This window comes from Thermoplasmata archaeon (genome assembly GCA_035622275.1).
Classification (GTDB): domain Archaea; phylum Thermoplasmatota; class Thermoplasmata; order Lutacidiplasmatales; family UBA184; genus Lutacidiplasma.
On the sequence record DASPVQ010000020.1, the window covers coordinates 60,833 to 73,711 of the forward strand.

Sequence of the window (12,879 nt, forward strand, 5' to 3'; positions counted from 1 at the left end):
TTATCTCAAGGTCCTGCGAGGTCATCCGCGGAGAATCGGCATGGATCCCAAGCGGTCGAAGCACCGGCCGAGTGTGCGTACCGGTCTCTCTCGGACCGAGCGCGCGGCCTGGGCCCAGACCTACGCGCGGACCCGCTACTCGAGGCTGCCCTGGTTCTCCGTCCGGCCATCGCCGCTGCTCGTTCGCGCCGTCCGGGAGCGCTGGCTCACGACCTCGCGCCGCGTGCTCGACGTCGGTTGCGGTGCTGGAACGAACGTGCTGTGGTTGGCGCAGCGGGGATTTCGGGCGTTCGGGGTCGACATCGCCCCGGGGGCGATCGCCGCGGCCCGCTCGCGGGGTGAGGCCGCCGGTGTGCGGGCGAGTTTCCAGGTCGGGGAGGCGACCCGCCTACCGTTCCCTCGTGCGCACTTCGGAGCGACGATCGACTTCGGCTGCTTCCACTCCCTTCCGCTCCGTCTTCGGGCGCGCTACGCAGCGGAAATCGCGCGCGTCCTGCGTCCGGGCGGCACGTTCGTGCTGGCGTGGATCGGGAGAGAGGAGACCCGATCGTACGGGCCACCCCATCGTCCCTCGCTGAACGAGGTGACGCGCGTCTTCGAGCCTCGGTTCGTCTTTTCGTCCGTCCAGCACCACCCACCGGAGGCGCAGGGCGCCTGGAGGACGCCGGGGGGTTCCCTCGCGCTCTATGCGGCTCGTCTCGTGCGGCGAACGGCTCCGCAGCCGCGCCCCCGGTGACCGCTGCGACCCCCTCCTCGCGGTCCGCCATCGCCCCGCGCGAAGGCCCGGCGCTCGCCGCGGCGGCGCCCGATCCCGGCTCGCTTCAGGATCGGTCCGGTCGGATCCGGCGCGACTGCTGCGCGGTGCTCACGCTCAGCGCAACGATCAGGACGCCGGACCACGACGCGGCCGGGACCTGGAGCTGCACGTGCAGCGTCTGATTCGCTCCGGCCCCGACCGTGATCGGCGCGTTTGACGAGGTCACCAGAAAGCCGCTGCTCGCCGTGGGGCTCGAGAAGGTGCAGGTGCCGTACGCGGCCTGGTTCACGAGCCCGTCGGTGACGTTGATGGAGCTCCCGAGCGGCGCGTCGGTGCCCGCCGCGATCGACAGCGTCGGGTCACCCGAGCAGAGCGACCCGGTCAGGTCCCACTCGATGGAGTTGATGACCACGCGATCGGGCCCCGTCCCGGGGCTCGAGGCCGGGGCGGCTGGGCTGAACACCCCGATCGCATAGAGGAAGCTCACGACCACCAGCACGGCCACGACGGCCACGATGACGCCCAGGACGGGGCGCGGACGATCGGACGGCGCGCGGCTCGACCTCAGGACGGTCGCATCAGACTCCTCGGGCATCCGGGCTCGGGCCCCCGAGGCGAGGGTCCGTATTAGGGTCAGGGCCTCCCCGGAGTCGATGCTGTGGTGCCCGACCGTCGGCCATCGTACGCGACGCCCTCGCACGCTCCGCCACGGGGGCCCGCTGTTTTCGCAAGTTACAAATATCGTGGCTTGAGAATTCATTCCTCATGGCGCAAGTCCTCACGGACCCCGCGAGTCTCCCGGTCGGATGCCACGCGCTCGGCATCTACTCCGACGCGAGCGAGCAGGAGAGCCATGCGGTCCGATTCCTCTCGGGAGCCCCGGCCGGAACCCCGGCCGTCTACTTCGTCCACGACCCGAAGATCGCCGAGCAGTACAACGCACGCCTGGCCCACGACGTCCCCGACCGTGCCGGCAGCGTGGTGTCCCTGGGTCACGAGCAGGTCGAGCCCGACCACGGTAAGCTGCGTCCCGCCAAGGAGGTTCGCGAGTACATTTCCCATCACCCGCAAGGGATGACGGCGGGCGGGGACACGCTATCGATGTACCTCGCTCCGGACACGGCCGACGCCCACCTCGAGTACGAGAGCTGGTTCGATGACCAGCCCCGCGACGCCTCTCGATTCATCTGTCCGTACGATATCCGGAGCATCCCGATCGACGCGGCGCCCGAGATCCTGAGCGACCTCGGCCGTCACCACTCCCACGTGGTCCTGTCGTCCTCGCCGGAGCCGGCCGTGCGGCTGCTCCAGCTGTTCATCTTTGGGACCCGGGCCGACGTGCCGGACCGGCTCGGAGCGGACCTGCGGTGGGCGCAGGAGAAAGAGTACCTCCGGCCGGCGGGTGCTCGCGATTCGCTCGAGCTCACCGACGCCGGACGCGAGATCGTCCGCGAGTGGTCGGATCGGACCACCGTCGACTGGTAGCCCGGCGAGCCTCGAGCCGTCCGGTCGGTGGGCCGCCAGCGCGGCCGCGCCCGAGCCTCCGGCGGGGACTCCCGACGTGGCGATCGAACCGCACTCGCCCGTTCCGAAACTCGACTCCTTCCAGCCGCAGGCGAAGACGCTGCTCCGTGCCGTCGACGCCCGATAGCGCGATCCTTCCTCCCGCCGCGACGACCCGGTGCCACGGCAGGCCGTCGAACCGGTGGAGCGCCCAGACCGTCAGGCGAGCCCCGCCGGGGAACCCGGCGGCTGCGGCGGCTTGCCCATAGGTGATGACACGCCCGCGGGGGACGGAGGCGATCACGGACGCGATCCGTGCCAGTGCCGCGGCTCGACGCGCCGGCTCGTGACGCGGACGTCGGGCCACCACGGGCGCACCTCGGCCTCACCGAGGGGTCGCGGGGATTAAAGGACCGGAAGCCGATCGATCGCATCGCGCCGCCCGCGTCGGGCCGATCCGGGCGGATCGAGGAAGGAGCTGGCCGTCAAGGCCCCGGTCGCGCCGCCACTCGGTGTCGGTAGGGAGCCGTCAGGTGCAGCCCAGCTCGGTCGAAGCGGCCGCGCCCTCGATCACGTGGATGCAGTACTGTTCGATCGTCCAGTCGTAGCTGAAGTCGGCGTTTCCCAGGGCGCCGTCCTCCGAGCCGAGGTTGGCCTCGTCCCAGTGGAACGCACCGAAACCGTCCGTCGGCCCGGTCCAGCAGGAGGTGCCGGGCATCAGGGACTCGACCTCGGAGAGCACCGCGCTCAGGTTGACCCCGAGCTCCCCCGCGGCGAGCCCGTGCGTCGCCTGGCCCCCGTAGGAGAAGTCGAAGCTGATGTTCGCGTTGGAGCTGTTGTCCGCGCCGTGGCAGTAGTATCCGACGTCCCACGGCTCGAGCGCCAGCGTCGAGTTCACGAGGGTGGGGGTCTCCCAGTGGATCCACTGGAACGGGTAGCTGATGTTGTGGGCAAGGAACAGCTCGACCTCCACGAACGGACCGACCTCGAAGACCGGCGGCAGGCTCTCGGTGAGGAACTCGTCGAGCGATAGGTCGTAGCCGTCGACGTCGGCGGTCGCGGGAGCGGAGAAGGAGTAGTGCGTCGTGAACCAGACGTTTTCGCCCGTAACCGCGCCCACGGTCTGCGGCAGTTCCCAGCTCGAGCTCTGGTTCGTGTAGGTCGAATCGGCGCCCAGCCAGGCGTTCACGCCGTAGGTGATCTGGGGATAGGAGAACCAGCCCCCCGCGGATCCGACGTGGCTCCAGTTCGCGTAGGCGTACATCTCTCCCGATTCCGCGCCGTAGCACATCCCGACGTGCCCGATCGTTCCGCTCGGGACGTTGTAGGTATTGGCCTGGAGCACGCCTTCCTGGAGGGGAAGCGTCGGACGCGGGACGCCCGGGGTCCCGGTGATGCACGCGGACTGGGTCCCCGGCGACGGCAGTAGCGGGATCTCGCCGTTCGGAGTGGGGACACCGGTGCCCCGGTTCGCGGGCTTACCGGCGGGGAGCAGAACGGCGACCGCGACGATGACCAGGACGGCGGTGGCCACGGCCGCCGCGGCGATCCGCCACCGAGCTCGGAGCGGCCGGGGGATCCCGCCGGACTCGGAGGTCCCGGTCATGGACGAACGAGCGGTGTCGCCGGGTCTTGATGGTTGTGACCCGCGAGGGACGATCCACCGAGTGCGAGGCGCAGGGGAGTTCACGGTCGGCCCCGCTCGTCGTGCGCTGGGCCCTTAGGGTCTATGGCCGGACGGAGGCGCGCGCCCGCGGAGCGCAAACGGTCAACTACTCGCGCCCGCTGTCGGACCGTTGAGGTCCTCCATGAAGTGCGAGGGATGTGGAGCGGAGCTAGCGGCCGGCGCGAAGACGTGCGCGGCGTGCGGTCGACCGACCTCGTTCGGTCAACGGGCCGAGGCGGAGACCGAGCACGTGGCGGAGAAGACCGGCGAGGTCGCGGGCAAGGTAGGTCGAGGCATCGTCGGCGGAGTGAAGGGGCTCGCCTCCGGGGCCAAGAAGGGCTTCAAGGGATCGGAAGAGGAGAAGAAGCCGTAGCGCGGCGTCGTGGTCGCTCCGGCCACCTCGGGGCCGCCAGGCCCTGGCATCGCGGCGCGCGCCCTCCCGGGCCGGCCCGCCGTGGCGCTTGCACCGGAGCCGGCCGCATTGGGGGGCGGTGTCCGACCCTCCGGCCCCGGGTCCTCGTCGGAACGCGGCCTAGGCGGGAATGAACGTCAGGATCCAGATCAATAGGATCAGCGCGATCAGGAACGTGGCGGAGTTACGCCACTGGGCCGCGCGCACGACGCGAGACTGTCCATCCGACAGCTCCCCGGCCGGCATACCGATGACATAGCGCAGCCTGATCCCCGCACCGGTGGCCACGGCAGCCAGGCCGAGCGTCCAGAGGATCCGTGTGACGAGCACCGCGTCGTACAGGATACCGACGTTCGGGGTCGTGGACGGGTTCAGCCCGATGACACCGACGAGCGTGCCCACGAAGACCAGCAGGAGACCGAGCGCCTTGGCGCCGAAGGCGAGCATCGACCAGTCGAGCGGTCTCGGCGACGCGCGGGTCGTCGGCGGGAGGGAGGCCCAGCCCGGCGGTGGGGGCGGTGGGGTCGAGGTCGTCGGTTGCGCAGCGGACACGAGGGAGCCTCAGCCCGAGGCCGTTAAAACCGTTACAACCCGGTCGTGGCAGGGTCGAACTGGCTCGCCGGACCGCCGCCCGGCTGCGCCGCAGGGTCCGGCCGGAGACGCCATCGCGTTCCGCGAGAGCACGGCGCAAAGCGGGATGTAGCGCGCGGGGCTCGGCGCGTCGGGGTCGCGATGGTCTACATCGAGGACACGGGATCGCTGATCGACGCGCCGATCGACTTCATCTGGGAGTACCTCGGTTCGGAAGGGCACGGGGCGGCGCACTCCGGCAGCGCACGGAACTTCCGGGTGCGCGAGACGATCGGCTCGACCGCCGTCGTTGTCGCCGAACGGCGGCTACACGGCCGCTGGTCGACGTTCGTGAGCCGGTCGACGGACTTCCCTCCCTTCTGTGTCTGCAACGAGGAGATCGAGGGGGACTTTGCCGGAACGAAGTTCGTCCTGCTGTACCGGCCCGAAGGCAACGTGACCCGCGTCGACGTGTTCGGGGACGTCCGGTCCAGCGTCTTCGACGGCGCCGAGGCGAAGCGTATCTTCCTCGGCTTCCTGCAGTCAGCCTACGAGGACGACACCCGCGCCATCCGGGACCTGAGGGCCCGCCGAGCGAAGTAGGCGGGAGGCGCCCCCCTGCGGGAGCCGACCCCGACCCCCGGACGCATGCCGGTCGAAGGGAAGGCGTCCCGAGCAGGGTCTCCGTTGGGAATGCTTGATAGGTCGGCGCGGCTGACCCGCGCGAGCGGCGATGCGCGATCCGTGGGCGCGGGGGACCTTCTCGATCGTAGCGTGCGACCCGGCTCGCGACTTCTGGGGGGTTGCGGTCTCCACCTGGCCCCCGAGCGTCGGCGCGATCGTCCCGTGGGCGGAGTGGCGCACGGGCGCGGTCGCGACCCAGGCGGACTCGAACTACCGCTTCGGTCCGGAGGGGCTCGCCCTCCTGCGCCGGGGGCTCGATGCCGAGACGGTCGTGAGGCGCCTGACGCGCGCCGACCCGGGTCGGGACCGCCGACAGCTCGCGGTCGTCGACCGGCGCGGCGGCGTTTCTGCCTGGACCGGAAAGCGGTGCATCGCGCACGCGATGCACGTCGTCGGATCGGGCTACTCCTGCCAGGGCAACATGCTCCGCGCGGCTTCGGTGGTGCCCGCCATGGCCCGTGCCTACGAGCGGTCGCGCGGTACCCTCGCGGCGCGGATGGTCCGCGCGCTCGAGGCCGGCGCCCGGGAGGGAGGCGATCGACGGGGCATGCAGTCGGCCGCGCTCCTGGTCGCCCACCGCGAGCGGTGGATGAAACCGATCTGGCCCGACCACTGGGTCAACGTCCGCGTGGACCGTAGTCGGAGGCCGATCTCCGACCTCGACGCCCTCGTCCGCGCCGACGCCCGTGATACCAAGCGCATCCTGGCCGAAGTGGCACGGGAAGCGCGCACGCGACGCCGGGCGCGGGCCCGCTAGTGCGCGGGCGGCGGCCCCGGCGGCGCCCGTGGCCCCGGACCTGACGTCACGAGTCCCTCGAGCAGGCGGATCGCTTCGGACAGCTTTCGGGCCGTGTCGGTCTCTCCCCGGGACGCGAGCCGGTGTTGCGCGGCTCGTGCGCGACGCAGCACGGATTCCGGGCTCCCGACGGCGCCGGCTCGTCCCCGAGCCCCCTCCGATCCAGGAGTCGGACGGGGCCGGCGGCCCCCCGCGGCGCCCGGTGAGTGGGACGGCCGTCGGGGCCGCCGTCGGCTGGCCAGCGCGACGATCGCTCCGAGCGCGGCGACGGCGAGGGCGACCCCCTCCAGTCCCATCGCCGCCGGCGTCCCGAGCGTGCTGCCAAGGGCGACACCGAGGGCCGACCCCAGCGGCGGGTTGCAGGCGGCGGGGACGTTCTCAATCCCCTGGGTCTGCACCCCGCCGGCGGTGATGTTGTTCGGGCTGCCGCACGTCGCGGCCGTGAGGTTGGCGTCGTCGAGGTCGGCGAAATCGAAGTTCGTGAAGTCCCCGACGTAGCCCGTGAGCACCGCCCAGGCGAGGTCGGCGCCCTGGAGGTCCGCACCCTGGAAGTCGTCGCCCGACATCAGCTCCCCGAGGACCAGGACGAACGTCGGGCCGCTGACGCGCGAGCCCCCGTCGACGGACCCGAGGGCGCTGACGGGGAAGAGGCCGACCGGCCCGGCGGCCGAGAGGTCGACGTTCTGGAGGTCCGCGCCCTGGAAGTCGGTCCCCTCCACGTTCGCGCTCGCGAGGTTCGCGTCCAACAGGTTCGCGCCGGCCAGGTCCGCGTACCCGAGGTTGGCCTCCTCCAGGTTCGCGGCGAGGAGATCATCCCCCACGAGGTCGTAGCCGGCGAGGTCGCAGTGGGCGAGGTTCGCCCCCGGCAGGAACTGCCCGCCGCCGTCGTGCACCTGGGGGCAGCTGACGTAGCTCGCGACCGAGGACGACTCGAGGAGGAAGGTGGCGGTCTCGCCGATCGTCATCGTGGCGGGGAGGCCGACCGCGACGATGTCGCTGGGCAGCCCGACCAGCGACATCGAGATGCTCGGCAGGCCGATCGTCGTCGAGCCGGGCACCAGGCCCAGATGCACGGTCATGGTCACGCTACCGCCCTGCGGGATCGTCACCGAGGTCGGCGCGAGGCTCACGGTGAAGTCGAAGATGTGCAGCTGACCGGGCGGCGTGGTCGACCGAGCGCCGCCGAACGGATCGCTCGCGGTCACCGTGAAGGTGTAATTGCCGAGCGAGCCGCTGGGCGGACCGGCCGTCGTGGCCGTGACCGTCTGGCAGTCCTCGAGCGTCGACGATGTGCATCCGACGAGGGTCGGCGTCATCGTCGCCGCGCTGAGCGTGTACGTCGTGTCCGTCGGTCCGCCGGCGACCGAGATCGACATGTCCGGGATCGCGACCGTGGTCGAACCACCCGTGAGGGTGAGCGTGAGCGCGTAGACCGTCGTCGTGCCGCGCAGCGTCGTGCGGCTGATCGGCGTGAGCACGACGGAGAAGTCGAAGATGTGCAGGTGCGCGCTGCCGGAGCGCGAGCCTCCCGAGGCTTCGGGATCCGTCGCCGTGATCTTGAACGTGAAGTCGCCGAGCGATCCGGACGGGGGGCCGTGCGCGGTGACGGTGAACGAGAATGTGGTCCCACCGAAGCTCGGGATGAAATCGCTGGATCCCCAGGTGTACGATGCGTCCGAGGGGAGGCCGGACTCGGCCATGAGTTCGGACGGGATGCCGGTGGTCGACGAGCCCGCGACCAGGGTCATCGTCACCGAGTACGAGGTCGACTGCCCGCGCAACACCGTCTGGCTCGGGGGCGCGAACGTGATGGTGAAATCGTAGAGATGCAGATAGACGAGCGCGTACTCGTCGAACACACCGAACTGGCCCTGGACGAGGAGGGTCCAGTCGCCGAGCGTGACCGAGGTCGTGGTCGCGATCGACAGGGTGCTGCTCGCGGTCGGCGTGACCGGATCGGACGAGAACGAGGCGCTCGCTCCGGACGGGAGGCCGGAGATCACGCTAAGGGTCACCGGAGCCGGGGTCCCCCCGGTCGTGGTCACGGTCAGCGGAAACTTCGCCGTGGTCCCGGCGAGCGCGGTCACGCTCGAGGGCAACGAGGCGATCGAGTAGACCTGGCTCGCCTCGGCGAACCCGATCCCGGAGCTGGTGGTACCGCAGGGCCCGAGGAACAGGTTGTTCGTCTCCCCGGTGGTCCCGTTGACAACGCAGGCCGGGGCGATGGCACTGCCGCTCGCGTCGGTGATGACGTTCGATACCTCGATCGAGGTCCCCGTGTTGAAGACCGCCTGCGAACCGTCTTCGTTGCCGACGACGTTGAACTCCGACTGGTTCCAGTACTGGTCGAGGTTCAGCACGTTGTCCGGTTCGGGATCGGTGTAGCACGTATCCGCCGGTGGTGTGGGACCCGAGTAGCACAGCTGCGAGACATCCTTGCCGCTGCCCTCGTAGTTCGCATACGCCGAGAACGTGAGATCGCCGAGATCGGTGATCGGATAGTTGGGTGTGGGGGTCCCGATCGTATTGACGGTGCAGTCCTCCGTCATCGACGGATTGAACCAGGTCGAACCGTCGGGCAGCGCGGCCGGACAGCTGGAGAAGACATCGAGGTAGTTGTACAGCCAGAACTCGATGTAGACGTTCCCGCTACCGCCACCGCCGGGGTTGCCGTAGAGGAACTGCTCCCACCCCTGGAACGAGTCGCCGCCGGTGTACGGGCTCGTGGTCCAGAAGACGTTGGTGTTGATCTGCAACTCGAAGCAGTCCGCCAGATTGCCGGTTCCGCCGACACACGCGTTATGCTCGAACGGGGGCACACCGTACCCGCCCGTCTCGCTGGTCAGGCCGTCGATCGCCGGGAAGGATCCGACGGTGCTGCCGATGATCGTGCTCCCGGAGGCCGCGACGTAATCGAGCCCATTGCCCGCGTAACCGACGCCGGGCCCGCCGGAACCGGACGAACTCGCCGGAACCGGGGCGCGGCTCGGTGTCGTGGGCGCGTTCGCCGTCGCCGTCCCTGCGGCGGGCACGGGCGTCGCGCTGGGGGCCACGGCAGGGGCCGGGACGGTCACCGCGCTCGGGAGCGCCCCGAGCGCGGCGCTCGCACTCGGCGCGCCCGCGGCCGCGGTCGGCGACGACGCCGCGACCACGTTAGCGCCGACGGACACGATCGTCGCCGCGGCGATCAGCATGGCGAGCGCCCGGATTCGCACCCTCGCTGGGGGATGCCCTGCGATCATCCGTGCGCCTCCGGCCTTTCGCACCCCCGTGCGAGGACCTCGCGCGGTTTACGAGGTCTCGCTCCTTAAGGCAACCGGTTGGAACCGACCTGTATCCATCACCGGAGTCTTCGTTTCCGCCGTATAGCTACGAAGGCGCCCCGCCGCGGTCCACACTGCGGATTTGCCGCATGGGCCGAGGTGCCCTTGGATCTTCGCCGGAAGAGCGTCGGCCCGGTGACCACGCACCCGGACCGAGGCGCGATCTGGACCGCGCCGCCGCAGGGACGGCTGTTTCAGGAATGCGATGGTGGATGGACGGGACCGCCATCGGGATTGCCGCGCACGTCGAACAGGCGGAACGAGTGGGGGCCCGTGGTGAGCTCGTCCAGCCGGTGCTTCGCGATCACCGGCCGCGTCGCCTCCAGGGCCCGGGCAAGATCGGCCTCGCTCTGGAAGATCGACACCGAGACCTGGGTGCCGGTGCCCCGTTCCTCGAGTACGTAGGCCGCCACGCATCCGGGCTGCCGGCGGAGCGCGGCGGCGTGATCCAGTGCGGCGGCGACGAGTGCCTCCGATTGTCCGGGCTTGGCCGCTCCGAACGCCATGGCGCAGAACATCGGACCGCCTCGCTACGCCGCGCCCGGTGGAACTTCCGGGGGCATCGTCGAGGTCGTCGGCTCCCGACCCCAGACCTCGTGACGACTCGAGCGCCAGACCACCCAGGCGGCCACGAGCAGCACGGTCGCGGCGATCGCGAGCTCCCACCCTCCACTGCCACCCCAGGTCGTGGACTCGCCGCTGGCGTTGGTCGAGCCCCAGAACGCGCCGCAGATCGACGCGCCGGAGCTCGCGCAGCCGGTGATCAGGCCCGGCTGCAGGATCGGGACGACGATGACCGAGACCAGGGCGAGGAGGAGCGCGAGCAGGCTGACGTTGCGCATCACGTTCGAGCGCGACAGCCGGACCAGGCCCCCGAAGGAGGCCATGACGGCGAGCGCCCCGAGCACGAGCGCGAGGATCAGGACGACGAGCGTCAGCGCCAGCGCGCCCTCGTACAGGTTCGCCAGTCCCGCCAGGTCGGTGTGGCTCGCGTACGTGTAGAAGGAGGCGGCTCCATGGGCCCCGACGATCTCCGAGTACGAGCTGCCCGGATAGAAGCTCACGGAGACCACCGACACTCCGGTGCCCGAGAACGTCCACCACGGGCTGGCCGCGGCGAGGCCGGCGCAGATCCCGGCGACAACGTACAGCACGGCGGCCACCAGCCGACGGATCGCGAGTTGCGGAGCCGTGCGCGCCGTGGTCGGCGCGTTCCCGGCCGGCGCCAGCGGAGAGGCGCTCTGTTTCGCGGCCATCGTAGTGCTCCGAGCGAAGGCGCGCACGTGAGCCCACCTATTTGGAACTTCGCCGGCCGGCGGGGGAGGACCGGCGGTACGTCGAACGACTCTCGGTACCGAGCGTCGACCGCTCCGAGCCGAGCGGTCTCGCGCGCGCGGGTTCCGGGCGATCGCGGCTGTCGATGCGGCTCGCAAAGTCTTTCCCCCGTGACCCGCTCTGTCCGATGTGACGGCGTGGAGTCTCGCGGGTCCGCGGCGGGGCCCGTATGGCTGCGGCCTTGCTCGCTCGCTCGCCGCCGCGGTGCTGCTGGGCTCCCTGGTCGTGGGTCTCGGGCTCGCGGGCAGCGGTGCCGATCACGACGGAGTCGCCGGTGCGGATCGAGGGGCCTCCGCGACCGCGAGCGTGCCCGCGCAGACCGGCAATCGGGTGATCACCACGATTCCACTCGTCAGCTCGCCGATCGCCGGCACCTTCGACCCGGCGAACGGCGACCTCTACTTCCCCGACTCGACGTTCGGGTTCGAGGCGGGCGACAACTCGAGCAACCTGACGATCGTCTCGGGGGCCACGGACTCGATCGTCGCGACCTCGTTCCTCGGGGCGTACGCGAACCCCCAGACCCCGACGTATGCGCCGTCGAGCCACGAGATGTACGTCGCCGACCAGAACGGCAGCACCGGCATCGACAACGTGAGCGCCTATTCCCCGACCAACGCGCTGGTCGCCAACATTCCTACCGGCTACGAGTCCTCGCCGACGACCGCGGTCTATGACCCCGCGAACCAGGAGCTCTACGTCGCGGACCTCACGACCGAGGCTTACCTCGAGTACCCGTTCGAGAACGTCTCGGTGGTCGGCACCCTGTCCAACACGCTCGTCACCCAGGTCCCGGTCGGCGGCGAGCCCGTGACCGGAGTGTACGATCCGGCGGACGGCGACCTCTACGTGCCGAACTTCGACAGCGCGAACGGGACGAACGTATCGGTCATCGACGGGGCGACCAATACCGTCGTAGCGACGATCGGCGGCCTCAGCGCACCGATCACCCCGGCCTACGACCCGATCAACCAGGAGGTGTACGTGCCCGACGGCGGCGGCGACAACATCACCGTGCTCAAGGGCACGGAGAGTGTCGCCTCGATTCCCGTCGGCGATGCGAACACCGCCGACCTGCTCGCCCCGCCCACCGTGGATCCGGCGAACGGCGACGTCTTCGAGATACTCTGGGGGACCGACCAGGTCCTGGTGATCGGCCCCTCGAACGCCGTGGTCGCGACGATCGGCCCCGGCGTGAACTCCTTCGCGAACCTCGCCATGACCTACGACCCCATCAACGGCGAGATGTACGTGCCCGGCTACAGCTTCTACGGCGGCAGCGGCGGGATCCTCGCGATCAACGCCACCAGCGATGCCGTCGTCGCGGTGATCGACGTGGGGGGGTCCCCCCAGACGCCCACGTTCGACCCCGATAACGACGATCTGTACGTCCCGAACCTCGACACGAACAACATCAGCGTCATCGGTGGCGGACCCGTCGCCGGTGGCTCCCCGCCACCCTCCGGCGGGGCCGCTCCCGGTCCCGGCGCCCCGTTCCTCGGGCTGCCCGGCGTCGAAGGGTACTGGGTGATCGCCGGGCTCGTGGGGGTGGTGTTCGTGGTGGTCGCGCTCGTCGTGAGGTTCCGGCCGAGGCGTCCGGTCCCGGGACCCGGGCCGGCCGGTGGCGGGCCGCCGCTGCCTACCCCGCCTGGCAACGCGCCGGCGCCCGCCCCTGTGCCGCCTCCCCCCCCGTAGGCGACGGCCGGTTTCGCGCCGGGCATTGGCTACATCTACTCCTGGTGTCCTGGCCGGCGCGGGCGATGCCGGTCCGGGCCCGACTCTCGAGGCTTCGCGGTGGAGCGCGCGGCGGCGTGGTGCTCGACCTGGTGCTGG

Annotated in this window: 13 protein-coding genes; 6 read left to right on the forward strand and 7 right to left on the reverse strand. The window is 70.5% G+C overall.

The window, feature by feature from the left end:
• Positions 1-40 precede the first annotated feature (40 nt).
• Positions 41-736, forward strand: a complete 696-nt coding sequence (locus VEL82_05705) for a class I SAM-dependent methyltransferase (protein ID HXW67351.1) — start codon at positions 41-43, stop codon at positions 734-736.
• Between the two features lie 85 nt (positions 737-821).
• Here VEL82_05705 and VEL82_05710 read toward each other — a convergent pair whose 3' ends face one another.
• A complete protein-coding gene (locus VEL82_05710; protein ID HXW67352.1) occupies positions 822-1,352 on the reverse strand; it encodes a hypothetical protein in 531 nt (176 codons plus the stop codon).
• Between the two features lie 170 nt (positions 1,353-1,522).
• Between VEL82_05710 and VEL82_05715 the strand changes: the two genes are divergently transcribed.
• The gene (locus VEL82_05715; GenBank protein ID HXW67353.1) at positions 1,523-2,242 is read left to right on the forward strand and encodes a hypothetical protein; all 720 of its coding nucleotides are present in this window, start codon (positions 1,523-1,525) and stop codon (positions 2,240-2,242) included.
• Here the strand turns inward: VEL82_05715 and VEL82_05720 are convergent.
• Together VEL82_05720 and VEL82_05725 are read right to left on the reverse strand one after the other, a co-directional pair.
• Entirely contained in the window at positions 2,181-2,630 is a 450-nt protein-coding gene (locus VEL82_05720; GenBank protein HXW67354.1) for an MGMT family protein, read from the reverse strand. The genes VEL82_05715 and VEL82_05720 overlap by 62 nt on opposite strands.
• A 159-nt stretch (positions 2,631-2,789) precedes the next feature.
• Positions 2,790-3,866 (reverse strand): hypothetical protein, encoded by a 1,077-nt coding sequence (locus tag VEL82_05725; protein HXW67355.1) that lies wholly within the window; start codon positions 3,864-3,866, stop codon positions 2,790-2,792.
• A gap of 202 nt (positions 3,867-4,068) precedes the next feature.
• Here VEL82_05725 and VEL82_05730 point away from each other — a divergent pair, with 202 nt between their 5' ends.
• Positions 4,069-4,299, forward strand: a complete 231-nt coding sequence (locus VEL82_05730) for a hypothetical protein (protein ID HXW67356.1) — start codon at positions 4,069-4,071, stop codon at positions 4,297-4,299.
• A gap of 159 nt (positions 4,300-4,458) precedes the next feature.
• Here VEL82_05730 and VEL82_05735 read toward each other — a convergent pair whose 3' ends face one another.
• Entirely contained in the window at positions 4,459-4,890 is a 432-nt protein-coding gene (locus tag VEL82_05735) for a hypothetical protein (GenBank protein HXW67357.1), read from the reverse strand.
• 180 nt (positions 4,891-5,070) lie between these two features.
• Here VEL82_05735 and VEL82_05740 point away from each other — a divergent pair, with 180 nt between their 5' ends.
• Together VEL82_05740 and VEL82_05745 are read left to right on the forward strand one after the other, a co-directional pair.
• Complete coding sequence (locus VEL82_05740; GenBank protein ID HXW67358.1) at positions 5,071-5,511, forward strand: hypothetical protein; 441 nt, start codon at positions 5,071-5,073, stop codon at positions 5,509-5,511.
• Between the two features lie 130 nt (positions 5,512-5,641).
• Positions 5,642-6,349 carry a DUF1028 domain-containing protein gene (locus VEL82_05745; protein HXW67359.1) on the forward strand — a complete coding sequence of 236 codons (708 nt, stop codon included), beginning with the start codon at positions 5,642-5,644 and terminating at the stop codon, positions 6,347-6,349.
• On the opposite strand, the gene VEL82_05750 is transcribed toward VEL82_05745, so the two are convergent.
• The 3 genes from VEL82_05750 to VEL82_05760 form a co-directional block, all read right to left on the reverse strand.
• Complete coding sequence (locus VEL82_05750; protein ID HXW67360.1) at positions 6,346-9,630, reverse strand: pentapeptide repeat-containing protein; 3,285 nt, start codon at positions 9,628-9,630, stop codon at positions 6,346-6,348. The two genes, VEL82_05745 and VEL82_05750, sit on opposite strands and share 4 nt — an antisense overlap.
• A 275-nt stretch (positions 9,631-9,905) precedes the next feature.
• On the reverse strand, positions 9,906-10,229 hold the full coding sequence (locus tag VEL82_05755; GenBank protein HXW67361.1) for an antibiotic biosynthesis monooxygenase: 324 nt from the start codon (positions 10,227-10,229) through the stop codon (positions 9,906-9,908).
• A 12-nt stretch (positions 10,230-10,241) separates the two neighbouring features.
• On the reverse strand, positions 10,242-10,967 hold the full coding sequence (locus tag VEL82_05760; GenBank protein HXW67362.1) for a hypothetical protein: 726 nt from the start codon (positions 10,965-10,967) through the stop codon (positions 10,242-10,244).
• Positions 10,968-11,250: 283 nt separating this feature from the next.
• Between VEL82_05760 and VEL82_05765 the strand changes: the two genes are divergently transcribed.
• Entirely contained in the window at positions 11,251-12,741 is a 1,491-nt protein-coding gene (locus VEL82_05765) for a hypothetical protein (protein HXW67363.1), read from the forward strand.
• Positions 12,742-12,879 lie beyond the last annotated feature (138 nt).

Coding starts and splice junctions, on each gene's coding strand:
- VEL82_05705 (HXW67351.1), top strand. CDS start 41: ATGGATCCCAAGCGGTCGAAGCACCGGCCGAGTGTGCGTACCGGTCTC.
- VEL82_05710 (HXW67352.1), bottom strand. CDS start 1,352: ATGCCCGAGGAGTCTGATGCGACCGTCCTGAGGTCGAGCCGCGCGCCG.
- VEL82_05715 (HXW67353.1), top strand. CDS start 1,523: ATGGCGCAAGTCCTCACGGACCCCGCGAGTCTCCCGGTCGGATGCCAC.
- VEL82_05725 (HXW67355.1), bottom strand. CDS start 3,866: ATGACCGGGACCTCCGAGTCCGGCGGGATCCCCCGGCCGCTCCGAGCT.
- VEL82_05730 (HXW67356.1), top strand. CDS start 4,069: ATGAAGTGCGAGGGATGTGGAGCGGAGCTAGCGGCCGGCGCGAAGACG.
- VEL82_05740 (HXW67358.1), top strand. CDS start 5,071: ATGGTCTACATCGAGGACACGGGATCGCTGATCGACGCGCCGATCGAC.
- VEL82_05745 (HXW67359.1), top strand. CDS start 5,642: ATGCGCGATCCGTGGGCGCGGGGGACCTTCTCGATCGTAGCGTGCGAC.
- VEL82_05750 (HXW67360.1), bottom strand. CDS start 9,630: ATGATCGCAGGGCATCCCCCAGCGAGGGTGCGAATCCGGGCGCTCGCC.
- VEL82_05755 (HXW67361.1), bottom strand. CDS start 10,229: ATGTTCTGCGCCATGGCGTTCGGAGCGGCCAAGCCCGGACAATCGGAG.
- VEL82_05760 (HXW67362.1), bottom strand. CDS start 10,967: ATGGCCGCGAAACAGAGCGCCTCTCCGCTGGCGCCGGCCGGGAACGCG.